Below are 19,846 nucleotides of genomic sequence, written 5' to 3'. Positions count from 1 at the left end.
TCGTGCGGCGTCAGGCGGGCGAGAAATCGACCGAACTCGGCGGGATAGAAGCGGGGCATGGCGGGACTCCTGAGATGCCGGGAGCCTCAGAGCATACACACCTGACGAGAAAGAACAAAGCCGGAACTAACACGGTTTGCTGACACCGCCTGTGAGGGTCATACGCAGGCGGGCGCTGGTGAAAGGTTTAGCTTCTGCATAGCAACGGCAAAGCTAAAGTGAGCCAAAGGGCAGCGTAAAATATTTCCATTTTGGAAGCGGGGTAATGTCTGGATAGGCGTGCGCCAGCATCGGGCCCGCCGCGCTTGTCATATAGCTGGCGGTTGCCAGGATGCTTTAGGCAGCGCCTGCATTTAAGCGAAGCAAACCATTGCGCAAGCGAGTGCGACAAAGGGTCAGAAGGTTGAGACAGACTTCTCGCCCCTCAGCGCAATTCTACGAAACCGTTGGATCTTATTAAGAAACACTCGACGAAGTGGCGTTCCTTGTAGAGCATCCAGTCGATCGGTTGTGTGGTTGAGCGCGTCGGATTTTGCTTGATCCGCGGCTCTGCCACAAGATCATGGATAATGAAACGGCGCATGTGGTCAGCATCGTAGGCCGCGTCGGCCATCACATGGCTGATGCCTGAAAGCCCTTCGATCAGGCCACGCGCCTGCGGGCAATCACCACAGTGGCCGGGCGTGATGACAAAGCGGATCGGAAGACCAAGGGCATCGACCGCAGCGTTGATTTCGTGGTCAGACCGCCTTCGGAGCAGCCGATAGCGTGAGCTTCAGCCCCCCCCTTTTGACCGCTTGCATCGGCGTGCGCCTGGCTGATGGTCGCATCCACCAGAACATATTCAAAATCCGTTACCGCACTCAAAGCTTTGAAAAGGCTTTCCCAAACGCCTGCTATCGTCCAACATCGGAACCGCGAATGGGTCGTTTGCCAGTTGCCACGCTCTGGTGGCAAATCTTGCGACGGTGTTGCAGCTCTGGCCGGCCAGAGAATGGCGTCCACAAAGAGCCGGTTATCGGTTCCGGACCATCCCCAGTCTCCTTTCTTGCAAGGAAGAAGGGCTTCGATCCACGCCCAAGGTTCGTCTGTTCAAGAGCGCCTCTGTTTTCAATCTTAAATCAAAAATTACCCCATATAGGGGCCTTGTTGCATGGCTCCCCGCTCAGCTGATATCGGGTGCGGTCTTTTCCGTTCAGGATGCTGTAGATGCCGCACAAGTTCAACGCTGACCGCCGTGACAAGATCCCCAAGCAGAAGCATAGGGTGACGAATTGGGCTGAGTACAACGAAAGCTTGCGGCGGCGAGGGGATCTGACGGTTTGGATTAGCGAAGAGGCGCTGGCTTTGTGGTCGGCACCGCGCAGGACGAAGCCAGGTGGACAGCCTGTCTATTCAGATCTGGCGATTGAGACCTGCCTGACCCTGGGCATGGTGTTCCGGCAGCCGCTGCGCCAGACCCAAGGCTTGATGTGTTCGATTGCCAAGCTGCTGGGGGTCGAAATCGCGGTGCCCAGTTTTTCCACCTTGTCGCGCCGGGGCAACGGCCTGACATTGCGCGTTCAGCCGCAGGCCAATGGCCAAGCGGGAATCCAGTTGGTCGTGGATAGCACCGGGTTGAAGATCCACGATGCGGGCGAGTGGCTAGAGGAGAAGCATAAAACCAAGCGCAAACGGCGGTCCTGGCGCAAGCTGCACCTCGGTCTCGATCTTGTCAGCGGCGAGATCGTCTGCTCCGATTTGACCACCGATGGCGTCGGAGATTCCACCGCGCTGCCAGGTCTGTTGGATCAAAATGATGGCCCCGCCGACCTGTTTCTAGCGGATGGTGCCTACGACGGCGACCCAACGTGCGATCTTCTGCTCGAGCGCTTTGGCGAAGGAATTGAGATTGCGATCCCACCACCCAAAAACGCGATGCTGAGCTCGGACGCCGCCCGGAATCCGACGATCCGCGATCGCCAAATTACCGAAATTAAAGCGTACGGACGCATAGCTTGGCAGAAGACATCGGGCTACAATCAGCGCAGTCGAGGCGAAACTTTGATGGGTCGTTGGAAGGCCGTCATCGGGCCGAAGCTAAAGGCGCGCAGCTTAGAGAACCAGAAAACAGAGGCCAGGATTGGTGTCCGCGTGCTGAACCGGATGACCGGACTTGGTCGCCCCGGTTTCGAACGCACCGCCTGAATTCCATCTCGGGTAGGGCGCGTTCCGAATTGGGGTCGATCCGTGCAACACGACCCAGCATATGCAATAATTTCAGGTGGTAAACGGTGGTCTAAGAAGGCACCAGATTGCTTGGGTTTGGTCATAAGAAAACCTACCGCCACGTGCGTCCCCCGCAACTTGACGATGCCCTGACGGCCTGATTGCCGAGATCACCCAAAGGTTTGGGCGCGCGTCAACAACTTGACAAAGCCGCGACGGTTGCCATGCCAAGTCCGAAACGCATGGTAAATCAGACAGCAATGGCTGCGGCGGCAGTGGACCCGATCAACTTGCGACGGATCAGTCCTGATTTAGGGCGTTAGACATGGATTCAAAACAACCAGTTCGTCCATCTGACCTGGGTCTACCTTGGGGCAGATCATGTAATTTTGTGTTGGCTCCTCTCACCACTGTATACATAAAGGTTTCTTTCTCATCGCAAAATCCCACTGCGAAACAACGTCGCACTGGGAATATTCTGGATGCCAACACAAGCTTCAACCTACTGCGATGACACGGTCGATCCGACTTTTTACTTGCGCGGTACCGAGACCCAGGCGCATCGACCTAGTGTGACAAACGACGAGGAACAGCGATCCTTGGCAGGGAGCATCCAGCTCTTGTACTTTTTATAATACAAATTGACAAATAATATGATACATATATATTGATGAGGTATTCGTAGCTATGCAGCAATCAGCGCGCAGCTTATTTCTATGGCAAAGCGCTCGGTTCTGACAGATTTCAGCTCTAGGGATAGGAAACTTCGATGCCGCATCTGCTTGTCATCAATCCCAACACGACGGCGCAGGTTTCTGAACATGTGGATGCGCTGGTTCGTGATGAGGCTGGTTCCGCGATAGATGTTCGTACCGTTACCGCCAGCTTTGGATTTCGCTATATCTCGTCACGCGCTGCAGTAGCGATCGCGGCCCATGCCGTGCTCGATACTGCCGCGCAGGCGATTTCCGAGGGCGAGAAACCGGATGCAATCCTCATCGCCTGTTTCGGCGATCCGGGCCTCGCGGCGCTCAAGGAAATGACCGGCCTGCCTGTCGTGGGCTTTGCCGAAGCCGGAATTCTTGCTGCGGCCTCCGAAGAGGGATCGTTTTTGATCGCCACACGCGGTGAAGTCTGGTGCGAAATGCTCATCGAACTGGTGCGGCGACTGGATCTGACGTCGCGCGTTTCCGGCGTGTTTTCCATTGGGGATCCTGACGGGGAACCGTCGGTTATTGCAGAATCATTATCCGAACAGGCCAGAGCATCCGGGGCAAGCCGGGTCGTGCTGGGCGGAGCGGGGCTGATTCCGTCGCTACCGCGCATAATCGAGGCCTGCACCGTACCGATTCTCGATCCGCATCGCGCAGCCGTGCGCAAGGCGATTGGGCTTGCCCGGCTGGGCCAGCCGACCTTGCCCGACGACATGGGCGGCTATACAATCGGCCTCTCTCCATCCCTGAACAATGCCCTTTCTCGCCCGGTTTGATGGATCTCGACCTCACAACAAGCAGGCAGACTTAGCGAAAACTTTATCGTAGGAGTTCAATTATCGCATTCTGTTCTCTGCCATATTGGATTGACCTAAGACTGTTTCGGGCACAAAACCTGATCGAGTTGTACCAATTGACCGGACACCGCCAATGACGAACGCTGCCATTGACCAAGAAGACGAGAAAGGCGGCTCGCGCATTGACTCGATCTATAAGGCACTGTTTCAGGCCATCCTCGCGCAGGAATTGGCGCCAGGAACAAAGCTTCGCGAAGAAACCATCGGCTCGTTGTTTCAGGTCAGCCGCACGATCGTCCGGGCGGCTCTGAATCGGCTGCATACCGAGGCGCTTGTCGAATTCCGGCCCAATCGTGGCGCTTTTGTTGCTAGCACGACACCCGAAGAAGCCCGCCAGGTTTTCGAAGCAAGAAACGCTATCGAGCGCGAGGTGTTCTCAAAACTTGCTGCGCGGATAACTGACCGTCAGATCGTCACACTCGAAAAACATCTTGAGCTGGAGCATCGCGCGGATGGTGTGCGCAATCATGCCGAGGCGATTCTCCTATCGGGGAATTTCCACCTGATTGCGGCCGAGATGGCTGGCAATCAGGTGCTCGCCGGCTTCCTCAAAACGCTGATTTCGCGAACGTCACTAATCCTTGTGCAACACAGTACGGGACAGGAAACCGAATGCAGCGTCGATGAACATGCCTTGGTTCTCGCAGCCTTGCGCAAGCGCGATCCAGAAGCTGCTGCAATCGCGATCGTCGATCATATGCAGCATGTTTTTCAACGTGCCAGGATTGGTCAGAACCCGCGCATCGAGCGGGATCTGACAGATATTCTTTTGCCATACCTCTGAGGCGGGCTCTGGGATCGGGCTGATTTCACCAGCGGCACTGCAACTTGGTCTGATTTGAGGCGGCTCCTACTTCTGGATCTGCCTGGCAGTAGCACCGCCTGTATTTCGGCGGGATCAAGCCCGACGCTGAGGTCATGGAGGGAATTGAGAAGAATGCCCCCCAAATCGTGCGCCGCGGCTGCGCGACATCGGCTATCAGCAACCCGCGCCCGCAGCCGACGCTTATCCGGTTGCAACCAAGTCCGGGATGTTGACCGCACAAAGCTGGATGTGATCATATTCCTGTGCAGGCTAACCCACCTTCATCGGCCCTATGCGGGCATTTTACCGTTTCGCAACCACTATTTGAAGACCTGCCAAAGGTCCCGCGAACTTACATCGTTCTGGCTGAGATCCAACTCGTCCTCGATGTGCTTTAAATGCGTTTGCATACACTGAAGCGCGCCTTTTTTATCGCCGGATCGAATTATATCAATCAGTTCTCTGTGTTCATCCGGTCCACAATCATGCATTTCTTCCCGCCGATACATAACCGTAACAAGCGAACTGCGGACGACCAAAGCTTGTAAAATACCGTGAAGAAGTGTCGACTCTGCAAGAGTCGCGAGAAGCATGTGAAATTCACCTGACAACTTTACTGAAGCCAGTCTGTCGCCCTTGGCTTGTGCGGCCAGCTCTTTTTTCAAATGCCCTTCAAGACGATTGATATCCTGCTCGGAAATCCGTTCGACAAGACGTTCAACAACACGCTCTTCTATCTTTGTGCGAAGATAAAAAACATCGCGAGCCTCGTCCGCATCCGGCTCTGACACAAAAGCTCCGCGGTTTGGGATGATCGATACCAAACCATCTCTTTGCAAAACGGCCAGTACCTGCCGTACTCGCGCCCGACTGACCCCGAATACCTCTGAAAGTTGTTCTTCTTTCAACCGAGTGCCGGGCCGAAGCTTTTTCTCGACAATCGACTGCCAAATGGTCTGACAGATCTGAGCGACGTCAGGCTTGCGCTTTTCCATTTTGCACTCCTCTGCTGCTCTGGTCCGAGTTCGGCTGCATAAACGCGATACACACGCCTATCTTGACTACATAATTGTTGACATTCGTGTCAATACAAAGGGATAATTTAGTATTCTTATATCCTTCGGTCACTGCCTTATGCTGTTGATCACCCCGCAACATCAAGGAAAAACCATGCAATTCAACTTTGCCGAGCTCGAGGCACAGGATCGCTACAGGCTGCTGACAAACTTCATCGGCCCGCGTCCGATCGCTCTGGTTTCGACTTTGTCACCGGAGGGGCAGAACAACGCGGCTCCCATGAGCTTCTTTAATGTATTCTCGCACGATCCGGCCATCGTGATCCTTGGTATCCAGACCCGCCCGGACGGCGTGGAAAAGGACACCGTGTGCAACATCCGCAAGAGCGGGGAATTCGTCGTCAATATGGTCGATATGGCCTTGGCCGAAGGGATGCTTGTCTGTGGTCTGGGGGTCGGGCCGGAAGTGGACGAGATCGCATTGGCGGGCCTTACGAGCCTGCCCTCTTCGCAGATCGCACCGCGCCGCATTGCCGAGTCTCCCTGCGCAATGGAATGTCGGGTGGATCGGCTGGTTGATTATGATCGTCGCGTTATTGTCTTAGGCGAAGTTTTGCAAATGCATGTTCGGCGCGAATGCCTGGATTCGGCCGGCCGATATGTAAACCCCGAGACTTATCAGCCAATCGCCCGTCTCCATGCCGACAATTACGTCACCTCGGATCGGCAGTTTGAAATGTCCTCTCCCGGCCTTGCATCTGTGTACGAACGTCTTGCCAAAAGCGGCACCTGAATATTGCGGCTTCTGATGCCAGTTTCCAATTTAACCGCTTAGGCGACAAAGCTCTTTGGCTGATGCGCCTGGAGACAGTGCATTCTCGCCTAGGAGGAGGGAAGCCGCACCGGGACGGATGAGCGGGGCCAAAGCCACCACCCAATCTGCCGCATGACGCCTTGGTCAGGCCGGCTCTGCCATCGCCTCGGCGACGCGGTGACAGGCGACGCGTCCTCCGTCGGGCTGTCGTAACATCGCAGGACGTTCCAACTTGCACCGCTCATCGGCCAAAGGGCAGCGGGGATGAAAGGTGCAGCCCGAGGGCGGGTTCATCGGACTTGGCACTTCGCCCGCCTGAACCGTACGCCGCCTCTGCGGGTCACGAACGTTCGGAATGGTCTCCAGCAACATGCGGGTATAGGGGTGTTTCGGTTCAGCAAACAACGTCTCTGTCGCCGCCTGTTCGACGATCCTACCCAGATACATCACCGCAATCTGGTCCGACATATGGCGCACGACGCTCATGTCGTGGCTGATGAAAAGATACGTCAGCCCCATTTCATCCTGCAGCCGCCGCATCAGGTTCAAGATCTGCGCCTGCACCGACACATCCAGCGCCGAGGTCGGCTCATCACAAACCAGAAATTCCGGCTCTCCGGCAAGTGCGCGTGCAATGGAAATGCGCTGCCGCTGTCCGCCGGAAAATTCATGCGGGAACTTGCGTCCATCGGTTGCTGAAAGGCCAACGGTTGTCAGCAGTTCTGCCACGCGATCTGCAATCTCCGCCATACCCTTGCGGAGCGAGAATTCCCGCAAGGGTTCCGCAATGATGTCAAACACCCGCCAGCGCGGGTTCAGGCTGGCATAGGGATCCTGAAAGATCATTTGGGCGGACAGACGCTCGCCGGTTTTTCCATTGGAAAATGCGATCTCGCCCTTGGTCGGCTCGTAAAGCCCGGTGACCAGACGCGCGACCGTGGATTTACCGCAACCGGATTCCCCCACAAGGCTGAGGCATGCCCCCAAAGGCACCTCGAAGGTGATATCATCGACTGCTCGCAGCATAGAGCGTGGCTTGCGTTCAATCACCCGGTTCAACCAAGGAGGCGATACGTCGAATTCTCGGGTCAGGTCGGTGACAGTCAGGGCGATCATGCGGCATCCTCCGTGGCGTTAAGCCAGCAGGCACTGGCGCCTGTCCCTCTGGCGATCATTTCGGGACGATCGGTCCGGCATCGCGCCATCACATGCGGGCACCGCGGATTAAAGGCGCAGCCGGACGGAATGGCATCAAGTCTCGGCATGGAGCCGTCAATCTGCGCCAACATCGGCACGCGCGCCCCGAGTTCGGGGATCGAGCCCATCAGCCCAACCGTATAAGGATGCTGCGGACGCGCGATCACATCGGCCACCAGCCCGATCTCGACCAGCCGCCCGGCATACATCACCGCCACCCGGTCGGCCGTTTCTGCAATAACGCCCATGTCATGTGTGACGAGCATCACGGCGGTTCCATGGTCGTCGCAAAGACTCCGGAGCAGTGCCGTGATCTGGGCCTGAATGGAGACATCGAGCGCAGTCGTCGGCTCATCAGCGATGATCAGTTTCGGCTGCCCCGCCAGGGCCAGCGCAATAACAACCCGTTGGCGCATACCGCCAGAAAATTGGTGCGGGAAGTGGTCGACCCGCACTTCGGGCGCAGGAATTCCGACTTCCTTCAACAATTCTATTGCGCGCCGGCGCGCGTCTGCCCGACCCATGTCCAAATGCAGCCGGATCGTTTCCGTCAACTGTTGGCCCACGGAAAACAACGGGTTAAGCGAGGTCAGCGGGTCCTGAAAGATCGCGCCGATCTCTGCGCCCCGCACCTTTTCCATCTCCCGATCCGAAAGCTGATCAATGCGCCGCCCGGCAAGCCAGACCTCGCCGCCCGCGACATATCCCGGCGGCTCCAACAAGCCTTGCACGGCCAATCCGGTCATGCTTTTCCCGGCACCGGATTCACCGACGACACCCAGTATCTCTCCGGGTTCAATCGACAGGGATATGTCGTCCAGCGCGGTCACGGTCCCATGCCGCCCCGGAAACTCGACCCGCAGTGATCTTACATCCAGGATGGCGGATTCGCTCATGTCACAGTGTCCTTCAGCAGTGGATAGCTCGGCGGAAACAGATCGCTCAGCGGCGGATGATCCCAGCTGCGTTCGGGATATTTCGCAACGAGTCCGTCGAATTGTGTCTGAGCCTGGGCCTGAGCCGCAACCATGTCCATTCCAGCCACCTGACCGTCCCGCATCGAAAGCCGGCCATCGACGAACACCGCCCGCGTGACCTTGCCCGACCCGCCCGCAACCAGCGTCGTGATCGGATCAATGGCGGGTGTCATGATCGGATCATCCAAACCGAACACCGCGATATCGGCGGGCAGCCCAGCCGCCAGTCGCCCCAGATCGCTGCGTCCTAGAGCCTTTGCCCCGCCCAACGTCGCCGCGTCCCACATATCGGCAGAGGTGGCGCCTTCCGGCCCATCCTCGGCCATTCGCGCGGCAATCAGCCCGACCAACAGGTTCAGCAGCATATCCGGCGGTGTCGTATCGGTGCCCATGGCAATATTGATGCCCATTTCGCGGACCGACCGGAAAGAGCGCAGCACAGACCCCCTGCCCCGCGCCGGAACCAGCGGGCAATGAATAATGCTGACATCGTTTTCGACGTATAGCTTCAGATCATCGGCAGTCGCCACCGTTGCATGTGGGGCGATAACCCTGTCACTGAGCAATCCCATTCCGGCAAGCCAGCCCGGAGCGGTCTTGCCATGCAGGTGTTGAACCACATCAAGCTCCATCGTGCCCTGCGCCATATGCAGGCGGAACTTGCATCCCAGATCGCGGGCCGCATCGTCGGTGCGGCGCAAAAGGGTTTCTGTGCAGGTCTCGACCCGGTCCGGTGCCAGCATCCCGCGAACCAGCCCGTCAAAGCGGCCATCCTGCGCTTCGATAAAGGCCACCGCATCGGCCAGTCCCTGCAACCCGCGCTCCTCGTCAAAGACCGGCACCATCCTGTCGGGAGCCTCGAGGACCATGCCGCCCGAACGATAGGCGGGCGAAAGGAATACCCGCAGACCCAATTCTCCTGCCGCATCGGCGGCTGCGGTGAACTCGGCCGCTGTCTCACCCCATTCACGATAGAAAAGCGATGCAATGGGCGCGGCGGTGGTGATCCCGTTCAACAGAAGCTGCGCGAAGGCATAGCGTTTCTGGAACGCCAACTCTTCGGGCGTATACATCTCATAAGGACCACGTTCGACGTAAGAGCGCGGCCAGACCCGCCCCTTGGCCCAGGCCGGGTGATGGTCGACACCAAGGATCGTCGTGTCCAGATCGGAAAGCGCGTCTAAGTCGATCAGACCCGGTGAAATCAGCGAGGGCCCCATATCGATCCGGCGGGCAACCTCGCCGTCGAACCTTTGGCCGACGAACAGGATTTTACCGCCCTCCATCACCACTTCACCCTTGCGGATAAGCCGGTGGCCGCCATCGGCATGACCCAGCACCCAATCCGCGGTCAGCGCCGTGCGCCCGTTGGGACGCTCGCCAAGTTTCAGTTCTGAAAGTCCAGTCATGGCGCCACCACCCCTTCAACGCAAAGCTTGCCAGCGCGGGCGACTACCTTGCCGCCCTTGATGACCATTGGACGTGGCGCTTCCTCGACAACTGCATGTGCCAGTGTTTCCCCCGCCACCAGCGTCAGATCCGCCATTGCACCGATTTCCAGCGCATGACCGTCCACGCCAATCGCCGCCGCACCGCCGCTTGATGCCGTGTCGAGCAGCAGCTCCAATTCGTCGTCGCGGCGCATGCTGTTTTTCATCCCGACAATCCGCGCGCGGTGCAGCATGTCGGGCTGACCCCAGGGCCCCCAGGTATCGCGGATACCATCGCACCCGATCCCGACCTTCACGCCCGCGGCCCGCAGCGCCTGCAATGACGGGCAGGTGGCTTTCGGCGATCCATTGGAGAATATGCGAATGTCCAGCTCTGCAACCTGATCGATCAATGACGCGACTCGCGCCTGATCTGGCATTCCCAGACAGAACCCATGTGACACGCCGACCATGCCCTGAAGTCCCTCAGCCCGCGTCCGCTCCATGATCATCTCAAGCGTGAAAGCACCCAATTCGCCCGGTTCATGCAGATGAATGTCGATGGGCTTGCCGTGTTTGACCGCCAGCGCGAAGGTCGCATCCAGCGAGGCCTTGGGGTCGCGATCAATGGACGACGGGTCCAGCCCGCCGACAATATCGGCACCGGCCGAAAGCGCCTCGTCCATGAGTTCATATGTTCCGGGCCGTACCATTAGCCCGGACTGCGGGAAGGCGACGATCTGGATGTCGACCAACCCCGCCAGAGCCTCTCGCGTGCGGAGTTTCCCTTCCAGCAGGATCAATCCGTGGTCTGTGTCGATATCGACATGGCTGCGAATATGGCTGGTGCCGTTTTCGATCAGTCGCAGGGCGTGGCGCATGGACTGGCGATGTACGTCCAGCCCCAAAGGAATACGCTCGTTCCGCTCGTTGTCGATGAGATCTTGCAGCACGCCGCCCTTGCGCCCTGCGTACCAGGGCATCCCCCACAGGGTCTTGTCGAGATGGGTATGCGCCTCGATCAGACCGGGAATAGCGATAGCGCCGCCGGCATCTTCCACAGCCGTCCCGCTGGCGTCCAGACCCTTGCCGATGCGGGCAATCCGTCCGTCCTCTATCAAAAGGTCACATGCCTCGCCTGCCATGGGGCGCAGATTGCGGATCAACAGCTTAGACATTTAATTACCTCAGTTTGGGATTCAGCGCATCGCGCAGCCAGTCGCCCAGTACGTTTACGGATACGACCAGCAGACAAAGCTGCACCACCGGGAAGACCACCACCCACCAAACTCCTGAAAACAGGAATTGATTTCCAAAGCGGATCAACGTGCCAAGGCTCGGCTGGCTCGGCGGCATTCCAATGCCCAGAAAGGAAAGTGTCGCCTCGGTCAGGATGGCCATTCCAAAGTTCAGTGTGGCGGCCACCATGATCGGTGTCAGAGTGTTCGGGAGAATGTGGTTCACCATGATGCGGCGGGCCGGCACCTTCAACAATCGGGCGGCCTGCACATACTCTTTCCGGCGCTCTACGATGGTCTGGGCGCGCACGATCCGGGCATATTGCACCCAGCCCGACAGGGTAATCGCCAGCACCAATACCGCCCCGGCCCCGACCTCGCGCAACTCTGGCGGCAAGGCCTGCATTGCCACCGCGCTGACTAGAATAGCGATCAGAATGGTCGGGATTGACAGGAGGACATCGCCAAAGCGCATCAGGATATTGTCGACGAACCCGCCGAAATACCCAGCAGTCAAACCCAGACTGAGCCCGATCCCGAGGGACAGGATAACCGAAGCGATCCCGATCACGATAGACACTCGCGAGCCATATAGGATCGCAGACAGCATATCGCGTCCCTGCGTATCCGTGCCCAGTAGAAAGGGCATCTGACCACCGTCTTCCCAGATCGGCGGAATTTCCGAATTCAAGAGAGTTAGTTGCGACGGATCATAGGTGTTCTGGGGCGCGATCAGAGGGGCCGAAAATGCGGTCACGATCAGGAAGATCAGCGCAAAGGCAGCGAACATCGCCGAGCGTTTGCGTGTGAACGAATACCACAGATCACTAGAGCGAAACCGCGCCAGACGCCCCGGCAGCGGCACAGGTGAAACGGGTTCGGCAACAGCAATACTATCGTGGGAGACGGGAGATGGCATGTGTCTTCCTCAGCGGGTTGCGTGGCGCAGACGCGGATCAATCACCGCATAGGTGATGTCAACAATCGTGTTCAGCGCGACGAAAATGAAGGAAATGATGCACAGATAGGCCGCCATTACGGGAATATCGATGAAGGTTACTGCCTGGATGAACAACATGCCCATGCCCGGCCATTGAAACACCGTCTCGGTGATCAGCGCGAAGGCAATCAAGGCCCCCATGTTCATCGCCGTCATCGTGATCACCGGCATCAGACAGTTTTTCAGCGCGTGAATATACTGGATACGCCAGCGCGGAACGCCTCTTGCCCGCGCGAACTTGACAAAATCCGAGCGCATCACCTCCATCATCTCGGCCCGGACCAGACGCATGATCAACGTGATCTGGTAAAGCGACAACGAAATCGCAGGCAACACGAGGGCCAGCCGACCCGACGGCGTTAACAGGCCTGTCGACCACCAGCCCAACTGGACGACCTCGCCCCTTCCGAAGGCCGGCATAATCCCCAAAATCACCGAAAAAACCAGGATCAGCAAAATACCAACAACGAAAGATGGCAGCGAAACGCCGATAATCGATGTGAATTGCAAGGCCTCTGAAAACCAGCGCCCGCGATGGATGGCAGTCAGCACACCCAGCGGAATCCCAATCAGAAGCGACAGTGCGGTGGCGACCAGAACGAGTTCCATTGTCGCAGGAAAACGCGCTGCGATCAGACCCAGAACCTCTTGCCCGTTGCGGTATGAGATACCGAAATTACCCTGAGCTGCATTCACGACGAAGCGCAGATATTGCGTGACGAAACCGTCGTTAAGCCCCAGTCTTTCGCGCAGCGCATCGCGGTCAGCCTGTGACATCTGTTCATTGGCAAGCTGTGCAACCGGATCTCCTGCAAACTGGAAGATCAGAAAGGCCAACAAAGCCACGGCCAACATGACCATTACGGCATTGAGCACTCGCTGCAAAATAAAGACCAGCATTCGTCAACCTTTCAAAAGTGGCCTCAACCCGAAAGCACGGGTTGAGGCCGGTCGCGGTGAGGTTACTCGGCCATCCGGGTCAGCCAATGGCGCGCCTTGTTGTCAGCGCCAATCGAAACTTCGGTGACCTTGTCGCTCATCGCCCAAGCCATCGGGATCTGAAACAGCGGCATCATGATGATTTCATCACGCGCCAGTTTCAGCGCCTTGTTTTCGATTGCCAATCGCGTTTCGCGATCCTGCTCGAGCGCAGCTTCTGCGACCATTGCATCCAGTTCCGGGTAGGACCATCCGCCCCGGTTGGCGACGCCAGCCTCGCCTTCTTTCGTATGAAGCACCTGAATGAGTAGTGAATAGGCATCAAGCGTCGGCTCGTTGGCCCATCCCATCAGATACATGTCGGTCTTGCCCGAATTGCGCTTTGGCGCCTGAATCGAGCTTGGACCGCTATCAAGTGTTGGCTTCAGCCCAATTCTGGAAAACATCGAGATCAGTGCAGAACAAACCTCTTCGCTGTTCACATATTCATTGTTGCTGCAAACCAAAGTAAACTCTGCGCCCATCGCTCCGGCCTCGGTGAGCAACGCTTTTGCCTTGTCCACATCGACGGGCGTTAGTTCGTTGATCTCCTCACTGAAACCGGGGATCTCAGGTGCAACCAAAGTTCCGGCAGGCCGTGCTAGGCCCCGCATCACCCGCTCGGCGATCAACTCGCGGTCGATTGACATATCGATGGCCTGCCGCACACGCAGATCGTTGAAGAAATTATCCCGGCCGTCGTCCAGTTTTTCCTCACGATGCATTCCAAGCATGATCGTGCGCAACTGGGTTCTCTTCACGACTTTCAGGTTAGGCTGTGCGCTCAACCGCTCCAGATCCTGCAAAGGTGCATCGCTGCTCAGGTCAATCTCGCCCGAGAGCAGTGCAGATGTTCGCGTCGAGGCGGAGGTGATCGGCGTGAATTCGATCCGATCGATATTGTGCTGCTTTTCGTCCCACCAGTCGTCATTCACCACCAGAACCGTCTTGCTGTCCGGCACCCGGCTTTCGAGGATGAAGGCGCCGGTCCCATTGGTGTTGTAGGTCGCAAAACCTTCGATCTGCGCACTTACATCGGTTGGTTCGAGCGCATCATTGTCTTCCAGCCAGCCAGCGTCGAACATGAAGATATTGGTCATATCGTTCAGGAACAGCGTACTGGGCGATTTTACCGCGACATCCACAGTAAAATCGTCGACCTTGGTAACACCTGCGAACAACGGAATATTGCCCCGCAACGGGGATTTCGGATGGCTTGCCCGATTCAGAGAAGCCACCACATCATCGGCGTTGAACTCCGCTCCGTTCTGGAACTTCACGCCCTGACGCAGATGAAAACGCCAAGCCTTGTTGTCGATCAGCTCCCACTTCGTCGCCAACGCCGGCACGACTTCGAATTCCGGCGTATAGCGCACCAATCCATCATAGATGTGATTCAGAAACGCCAGGTTCGAAGTGCTGCCGTAGGAGTATGGGTCCAGCGAGTAGATATCGAGCGGATCGGCCCATCGAAGCGTCGTCTCGGCACTCGCTAACGTCCCAAGAAAAGCAGTAGCCAAACCAAAACAGACTCCGGTCCTTAGAGTGGATCTCATAACAAATTCCTCCCGATTATCGTTACGACGGCCGTTCATTAAGCACTCTCCGGATTGCCGCCCAACTTGTCAATCATTTTGTAGACATTTTTAGAGCAATGTGTTTTTTTTGGAGTGCACAGACCGGCGCAGGCCGCGCTGGACGCATCGCCCGTATGGTTGATGCTCCCTCGCGAACCCCCATGTATGCACCACGGTACTTGCGCGACGGCTTCCTGCCGGAAAGCATGCTCGACCGTGCCGGGCGCCGCTATATCGACGACGGCCTCCCTGCAATCGTCGCCGCAATTAAGGGTGCGGACCCGGACATCACGCTGCAGGCCATTTGCGACCGGCTGGAAGCCATACGCGAACGCACACCGCGCGGACGATCCAGTTGGCAACCGTCTTCAGTCAAGATGCTGCTGGAGCGCGCCGAACGTCTAGGCTTACTCTCTAAGTAACGGGATAAGGCATACAGCAGTCACCAGATCGTTCACACTTTGGGCTGCATAGAGGAATCATCAGGGCTGCGCTCAAGAACCTATAAGTGGTCAGAGGGGCATGAATTGCGTTACTGAAGCTGGTCGTGACGCTTCATCTGCTCACGCTCGCCGGGGTGAAATCTTGTCCGGAGGACAAATCTTGTAAAAGAGAAACAAGTAAAATCAGTGAGTTAACATGAAGTCGTGATGCGTTGTCTTAACATCAGCGCTTCATATGGTGGTTACCTCCTCTGTCGGCACAAGACGGTCGCAAACATTTTTTCTTGAGTTTCCCCATTTCTCGCGTCATAGCTGTAACGTGAAAAGAAGAAGAAATACGTTCTTCGCGTTTCCAGGTGCTCCCAAGGGTAGCCTATATCGAGTAACGCAGATGGGACGATGTGAGGCGGACGAACAAAATGCATCCAGTGCTGCATGATAAACTAAGAGCAGACGCAGACCGGCTTTCCGAAGCCCTTGAACACATGTCCAAGCTCTTCCTAGCGCCAAAAGAGGAAAAGACGCTTCGGAGCTTTACTACCGCTGAAGTGGCAGAGTTGTTGCGCGTAAGCGATGGCTATCTGCGAAAAGCTCACTTCGACGATCGCATCCCCGATGTCGAACAAGGCTCTAACAACAAACGCCTCTACACCGCCGAGAAGATTCTCGAGATCCGAAATATTCTGTCACAGAACGCTAAGGACCCTTACCAGTTCCTTCCTGGCCGACGTCAGGGCGACAAATTGCAAATATGGTCCACAGTTAACTTCAAAGGCGGCTCGAGCAAAACGACAACGACCGTAACGCTTGGCATGAGGCTAGCGTTACGCGGCTATCGTGTGTGTCTGATCGACGCAGATCCGCAAGCTTCGCTCACAACCTTTTTCGGATATCAGCCAGAGATCGATTTTCGTAAGGGCGGAACGCTCTATGATGCAATCCGCTACAACGACGGCGAAATATCCCGAGTCCCGATCACCGACGTTCTACGTAAGACCTACTTCCCCAACCTGGACCTAGTTCCTGGAGGGATCATGCTCTCGGAGTTTGAAACCGAGACCCCTATGGCATTGAGCCGTGGTGAGCAGCCGGTGTTTTTCAATCGGATTCGAGATCCGATACGCCAAGTTGAGGACGAGTACGATGTCATCCTGATCGACTGCCCTCCTCAGCTTGGCTATCTCACGATGTCGGCAGTATGCGCATCGACCTCGCTGCTCATGACCATTATCCCTGAGCGCGTGGACCTCGCTTCAGCCAGCCAGTTTCTAACAATGGCATCTGGTGTCTTGGAAGTGCTTCATTCCAACGGAGGGATCGGCACCTACGACAACTTCGCGTATCTTCTGACCCGGTTCGACACAGCCATAAGTACGCAGCAAGATTTGGCCGAATGGATCAGGCAGTTGCTTGGTGACAGTGTCATCAAGTCCCCATTCGTTAAGTCATCCGCCGTAAGCGAAGCTGGCTTATCTCAGAAGACAATTTTCGAGGTCGATCTTGCCGGTTCGAAGAACCGAAAGACTTATGACCGCGCCTTGGAATCCGTGATCAGCTTCTCAAACGATATTGAAATGATGATCCAGTCCGCATGGGGTCGAGGAGCCAGCAATGAAGCGTGATCTACTTGCCAAAAGCCTAGCGCAAATGGGTTCCAAATCTTCTACGGCTGTGGAGGAGAATGACCAGAAGCCCGGCGAGGGAGCCCCTCGTTCGCTGAAAAGCATGTCAGACGTGCTCTCGCAAGTTTCGGCCCAAGCTGCCCAAGAAGTGGATGTCAGCGAAATCTCGGATTCCGAAATTGCAGACAGATTTGACGTGGCAGAGGGACTTGACGACCTGATTGAGTCGATCCGGACTTCTGGACAACAGCTCCCTGCCCTGCTTCGGTATCGGCGTGGAGTCGGCCCCCGCTACGAAGTCGTCTATGGCCGCCGAAGAATCGCAGCCTGTCGGGCGCTCGGGATCAAGGTCAAAGCCTACATCAAGGAAATGGACCAACGTGAGGCACTTGTCTCTCAAGCCTTAGAAAACTCCGCTCGCCTCGAGCGAAGTTTCATTGAACAAGCTATCTTCGCAATCAAGCTCGAAGAACAGGGTTTCACCAGGGCTGAAATCGGAGATGTCCTCGCAGTCGACAAGGGAACCCTCAGCAAACTGATAAGTGTAGCGCGCGATCTTCCGGATGTGCTGATCTATGCGATTGGCGCCGCTCATGAGGCAGGGCGGCGACCGTGGCTCGAACTCAGGCGACTCATCAAGATCGAGACTGCTGTGACGGACGCTGAAATGCTCTCGTTGGTTCCTGACAATGGTACGCCCACTGAAAAGCTGAGCGCCCTCATCGAGTCGCTTCAGGCCGCTGAAGGCAAGAGCAAAAAGGCTGTAGGTCTGGCGGCAGAAGCTGCCTCGCCTAATCCACTGTCCAGATTGAAGGACAGGCCGGTCTCGTTCAAGGCAAAGGGCAAGCGCCTAATGATCGAGGTATCGGAACAGAAGGAACGAGGTTTCATCGGTTTCGTCGAGGCTAACTTAGAGAGACTCTACGACGAGTGGAAAAAGATGCCGTGAAGCTGGCGCAGCTCCACGAACGATAAGCCGTTGATTTCGTTAAGGTTGGCCACGGCCAACCTACGGAAGAAGATAGAAACAAACAACAAGGAGGCAGACAAGCGCGCAAAAAGAAACCCCCCGAAGGCGGTGAAGCTCTCCAGAGGGTCCCGATTTACTAGCACTATATTGGTACTCCCAAAAACGAATCACTGCAACACCGATTTCGGTGCCCGGTCGCATTTTGCCGTCTGAAATCATATGAAACAGGAACAGGTCGCGACTTTAGCAGTCGAGGCGCAGGAGAACTGTGCCTTGCAGGCGCCCATTGCCTTTGCAGGAATGGGCAGCATCGAGCAACAACCCTCTTTCAGGCCGATCACGAGGCGAGATTTGATGGCCGCGGTCAACACTGTCTCCAAAGGCCTGGGACTGCGCGCAGCCTCAGTTATGGTGATTGACGCTCTGCTGAGTTGCCTGCCTTGCAAGGACTCCAAATCAGGTCTCGATAGACCCATTTCGCCACTAACTTTGCTTACCGTCTACGCGTCCAATAATACGCTTTGCTTTCGAGCAAAGGGGATCACGGAGCGACAGCTCAGGCGTCACTTAGAACGCCTAGAACAAGTTGGGCTTATCCAACGCAAGGACAGTGCTAACGGAAAACGGTTCCCAATTCATCGCGGCGGGAAGGTTATTGGCGCATTCGGCATTGATCTTTCCCCTCTCTTGACACGGGCAGAAGAACTTGTTGCCCTCGCCCAAGAGCGTCGTCAGGAAGCCGATGAGCTGCGCGGTCTTTGCTCGTATATCCAGAAGCTGCGTATGGAATGTCTAAACCTACCCTTAGGCGAAGACGTAAGTACATTCTTGGAAGGGACCCGCAACATCATGCGCCGCGCCAGTACTACGCTAATGCAAGCCCGCGCAATCGTTGATAAGCTTACAGACGTTCTCATGGGCGTAGATCAGGCTAATGTTGAAGGGATCCAATCGCCTGTTGCCACGATTGAACCTAAAACCACCACCACATACCAGCCGCAACAGAACCTTGATCATACAGCCAAAATGCCCGCCACCGACGGTCAAAATGTCCGGCACAAAGAACCACAAAAATCATATACAAAAAAAACTACGCCAGAATCAAACACAGAGTTTTGGAACAGTCTGACAATCCTGACGGAGTTCTATCCCAATACGCCCCGAACAGAGCGCGCTATGGTGCAAATAATCTTCGAGTTTGGAAAGGTACTTAGAATAGCACAGGTAACGCTGAGGAAGGCTATCTCAACAATAGGTTACGCGAAAACACTAATAGCCCAGAACCAAATTGCAGCCAGTGCAGAGCAAATCTCCAACCCTGACGCATACCTAACTCGAATCATTTCGGCTACCAAACATGTCTTAGTTGGCCATGGCCAACTTTCTAAATCAGCCTAGAGGAAGACTGTGGTTGTGAAAGATTTGACGGAAAGTGAGATCGGGAGAGTGGCTTCCGACGCTCGTCATGGAGAAGAACTGATGGCGAAAGCAGCTCAGAAAATCACTCTGTTCTCTTACCGGGACATTCCCTTCGACAAGCTCGTCCTGAGCCCGTCCAATGTACGGCGCATCAAGGCTCGTGTTTCCGTTGACGAGCTGACCAAGGACATCGCCCGCCGTGGGTTCCTGCAGAGCCTGAGCGTGCGATCGGTGCTCGCCAATTACGGTACCGAAACTGGCAGGTTCGAGATCCCTGTCGGCGGGCGACGCTTCCAGGCACTGTCGCTGTTGGTGAAGCAGAAGCGTTTGAACAAGACCACGCATATTCCCTGCATCGTCCGGGACGTCGTCCTCGGCGAGAATGTCGAGGACGACTCTCTTGCCGAGAACATGCAGCATGTTGCCCTCCACCCGCTGGACCAGTTCCGTGCCTTGGTAATCCTCCCGTTTTTAACGGGACGTGGTCGTAGAACTTACGCAGCCATTTTCAGTTTCATTGCAGGGGTAATGCCGCCGATGCCCATATTCGGGCGGTCGTTGTTGTATGTCCATAACCACTGT

15 protein-coding genes and 3 pseudogenes are annotated in these 19,846 nt (G+C 56.3%); 9 read left to right on the top strand and 9 right to left on the bottom strand.

What is annotated here, in order from left to right:
• Positions 1–395: 395 nt before the first annotated feature.
• Positions 396–1,071, bottom strand: a pseudogene (locus FQ320_RS24090) (IS5 family transposase).
• A 138-nt stretch (positions 1,072–1,209) separates the two neighbouring features.
• Here FQ320_RS24090 and FQ320_RS24085 point away from each other — a divergent pair.
• The 3 genes from FQ320_RS24085 (at position 1,210) to FQ320_RS24075 (ending at position 4,562) form a co-directional block, all read left to right on the top strand.
• A complete protein-coding gene (locus FQ320_RS24085; protein WP_148475822.1) occupies positions 1,210–2,187 on the top strand; it encodes an IS5 family transposase in 978 nt (325 codons plus the stop codon).
• A 790-nt stretch (positions 2,188–2,977) separates the two neighbouring features.
• The gene (locus tag FQ320_RS24080; protein WP_148475821.1) at positions 2,978–3,697 is read left to right on the top strand and encodes an aspartate/glutamate racemase family protein; all 720 of its coding nucleotides are present in this window, start codon (positions 2,978–2,980) and stop codon (positions 3,695–3,697) included.
• Positions 3,698–3,851: 154 nt separating this feature from the next.
• Complete coding sequence (locus FQ320_RS24075; RefSeq protein ID WP_148475820.1) at positions 3,852–4,562, top strand: GntR family transcriptional regulator; 711 nt, start codon at positions 3,852–3,854, stop codon at positions 4,560–4,562.
• A 341-nt stretch (positions 4,563–4,903) separates the two neighbouring features.
• Here the strand turns inward: FQ320_RS24075 and FQ320_RS24070 are convergent, their stop codons facing one another.
• Positions 4,904–5,578: a GntR family transcriptional regulator gene (locus FQ320_RS24070; protein ID WP_148475819.1), complete on the bottom strand. Its 675-nt coding sequence runs from the start codon at positions 5,576–5,578 to the stop codon at positions 4,904–4,906.
• A gap of 175 nt (positions 5,579–5,753) precedes the next feature.
• On the opposite strand from FQ320_RS24070, the gene FQ320_RS24065 reads away from it, so the two are divergent.
• Positions 5,754–6,392, top strand: coding sequence for a flavin reductase family protein (locus FQ320_RS24065; protein WP_148475824.1), 639 nt, complete (start codon positions 5,754–5,756; stop codon positions 6,390–6,392).
• A 165-nt stretch (positions 6,393–6,557) separates the two neighbouring features.
• Here FQ320_RS24065 and FQ320_RS24060 read toward each other — a convergent pair whose 3' ends face one another.
• From FQ320_RS24060 to FQ320_RS24030, 7 genes are all read right to left on the bottom strand, one after another.
• A complete protein-coding gene (locus FQ320_RS24060; protein WP_148475818.1) occupies positions 6,558–7,529 on the bottom strand; it encodes an ABC transporter ATP-binding protein in 972 nt (323 codons plus the stop codon).
• Positions 7,526–8,506, bottom strand: coding sequence for an ABC transporter ATP-binding protein (locus FQ320_RS24055; protein ID WP_148475817.1), 981 nt, complete (start codon positions 8,504–8,506; stop codon positions 7,526–7,528). The genes FQ320_RS24060 and FQ320_RS24055 overlap by 4 nt, the downstream gene beginning before the upstream one ends.
• On the bottom strand, positions 8,503–9,996 hold the full coding sequence (locus tag FQ320_RS24050; protein WP_148475816.1) for an amidohydrolase family protein: 1,494 nt from the start codon (positions 9,994–9,996) through the stop codon (positions 8,503–8,505). Before FQ320_RS24050 ends, FQ320_RS24055 begins: the two co-directional genes overlap by 4 nt.
• Positions 9,993–11,195, bottom strand: coding sequence for an amidohydrolase family protein (locus tag FQ320_RS24045; RefSeq protein ID WP_148475815.1), 1,203 nt, complete (start codon positions 11,193–11,195; stop codon positions 9,993–9,995). Before FQ320_RS24045 ends, FQ320_RS24050 begins: the two co-directional genes overlap by 4 nt.
• A gap of 4 nt (positions 11,196–11,199) precedes the next feature.
• Complete coding sequence (locus FQ320_RS24040; protein ID WP_148475814.1) at positions 11,200–12,174, bottom strand: ABC transporter permease; 975 nt, start codon at positions 12,172–12,174, stop codon at positions 11,200–11,202.
• Between the two features lie 9 nt (positions 12,175–12,183).
• Positions 12,184–13,155, bottom strand: coding sequence for an ABC transporter permease (locus tag FQ320_RS24035; protein ID WP_148475813.1), 972 nt, complete (start codon positions 13,153–13,155; stop codon positions 12,184–12,186).
• Positions 13,156–13,217: 62 nt separating this feature from the next.
• On the bottom strand, positions 13,218–14,828 hold the full coding sequence (locus FQ320_RS24030; protein WP_222861711.1) for an ABC transporter substrate-binding protein: 1,611 nt from the start codon (positions 14,826–14,828) through the stop codon (positions 13,218–13,220).
• Between the two features lie 158 nt (positions 14,829–14,986).
• Between FQ320_RS24030 and FQ320_RS24025 the strand changes: the two are divergent.
• The 5 genes and pseudogenes from FQ320_RS24025 to FQ320_RS24005 form a co-directional block, all read left to right on the top strand.
• A pseudogene (locus FQ320_RS24025) lies at positions 14,987–15,232 on the top strand (recombinase family protein); the annotation flags it as partial.
• A gap of 440 nt (positions 15,233–15,672) precedes the next feature.
• Positions 15,673–16,875 (top strand): plasmid partitioning protein RepA, encoded by a 1,203-nt coding sequence (gene repA / locus FQ320_RS24020; protein ID WP_148475812.1) that lies wholly within the window; start codon positions 15,673–15,675, stop codon positions 16,873–16,875.
• Positions 16,865–17,824, top strand: a complete 960-nt coding sequence (gene repB, locus FQ320_RS24015) for a plasmid partitioning protein RepB (protein WP_148475811.1) — start codon at positions 16,865–16,867, stop codon at positions 17,822–17,824. The genes repA and repB overlap by 11 nt, the downstream gene beginning before the upstream one ends.
• 240 nt (positions 17,825–18,064) lie before the next feature.
• Positions 18,065–19,243, top strand: coding sequence for a helix-turn-helix domain-containing protein (locus FQ320_RS24010; RefSeq protein ID WP_148475810.1), 1,179 nt, complete (start codon positions 18,065–18,067; stop codon positions 19,241–19,243).
• 81 nt (positions 19,244–19,324) lie between these two features.
• Positions 19,325–19,774, top strand: a pseudogene (locus tag FQ320_RS24005) (ParB/RepB/Spo0J family partition protein); the annotation flags it as partial.
• Positions 19,775–19,846: the final 72 nt, after the last annotated feature.

Origin of the sequence: Oceaniovalibus sp. ACAM 378, assembly GCF_008085915.1 — a bacterium.
Lineage (GTDB): Bacteria > Pseudomonadota > Alphaproteobacteria > Rhodobacterales > Rhodobacteraceae > Oceaniglobus.
The sequence above is the reverse complement of the archived record's forward strand: the minus strand, read 5'-3'. Positions and strand labels throughout refer to the sequence as shown.

What these genes read in the sequence shown, in the direction of transcription:
- FQ320_RS24085 (WP_148475822.1), top strand. Translation starts at nt 1,210, where the DNA reads ATGCCGCACAAGTTCAACGCTGACCGCCGTGACAAGATCCCCAAGCAG.
- FQ320_RS24080 (WP_148475821.1), top strand. Translation starts at nt 2,978, where the DNA reads ATGCCGCATCTGCTTGTCATCAATCCCAACACGACGGCGCAGGTTTCT.
- FQ320_RS24075 (WP_148475820.1), top strand. Translation starts at nt 3,852, where the DNA reads ATGACGAACGCTGCCATTGACCAAGAAGACGAGAAAGGCGGCTCGCGC.
- FQ320_RS24070 (WP_148475819.1), bottom strand. Translation starts at nt 5,578, where the DNA reads ATGGAAAAGCGCAAGCCTGACGTCGCTCAGATCTGTCAGACCATTTGG.
- FQ320_RS24065 (WP_148475824.1), top strand. Translation starts at nt 5,754, where the DNA reads ATGCAATTCAACTTTGCCGAGCTCGAGGCACAGGATCGCTACAGGCTG.
- FQ320_RS24060 (WP_148475818.1), bottom strand. Translation starts at nt 7,529, where the DNA reads ATGATCGCCCTGACTGTCACCGACCTGACCCGAGAATTCGACGTATCG.
- FQ320_RS24055 (WP_148475817.1), bottom strand. Translation starts at nt 8,506, where the DNA reads ATGAGCGAATCCGCCATCCTGGATGTAAGATCACTGCGGGTCGAGTTT.
- FQ320_RS24050 (WP_148475816.1), bottom strand. Translation starts at nt 9,996, where the DNA reads ATGACTGGACTTTCAGAACTGAAACTTGGCGAGCGTCCCAACGGGCGC.
- FQ320_RS24045 (WP_148475815.1), bottom strand. Translation starts at nt 11,195, where the DNA reads ATGTCTAAGCTGTTGATCCGCAATCTGCGCCCCATGGCAGGCGAGGCA.
- FQ320_RS24040 (WP_148475814.1), bottom strand. Translation starts at nt 12,174, where the DNA reads ATGCCATCTCCCGTCTCCCACGATAGTATTGCTGTTGCCGAACCCGTT.
- FQ320_RS24035 (WP_148475813.1), bottom strand. Translation starts at nt 13,155, where the DNA reads ATGCTGGTCTTTATTTTGCAGCGAGTGCTCAATGCCGTAATGGTCATG.
- FQ320_RS24030 (WP_222861711.1), bottom strand. Translation starts at nt 14,828, where the DNA reads ATGAACGGCCGTCGTAACGATAATCGGGAGGAATTTGTTATGAGATCC.
- repA (WP_148475812.1), top strand. Translation starts at nt 15,673, where the DNA reads ATGCATCCAGTGCTGCATGATAAACTAAGAGCAGACGCAGACCGGCTT.
- repB (WP_148475811.1), top strand. Translation starts at nt 16,865, where the DNA reads ATGAAGCGTGATCTACTTGCCAAAAGCCTAGCGCAAATGGGTTCCAAA.
- FQ320_RS24010 (WP_148475810.1), top strand. Translation starts at nt 18,065, where the DNA reads ATGAAACAGGAACAGGTCGCGACTTTAGCAGTCGAGGCGCAGGAGAAC.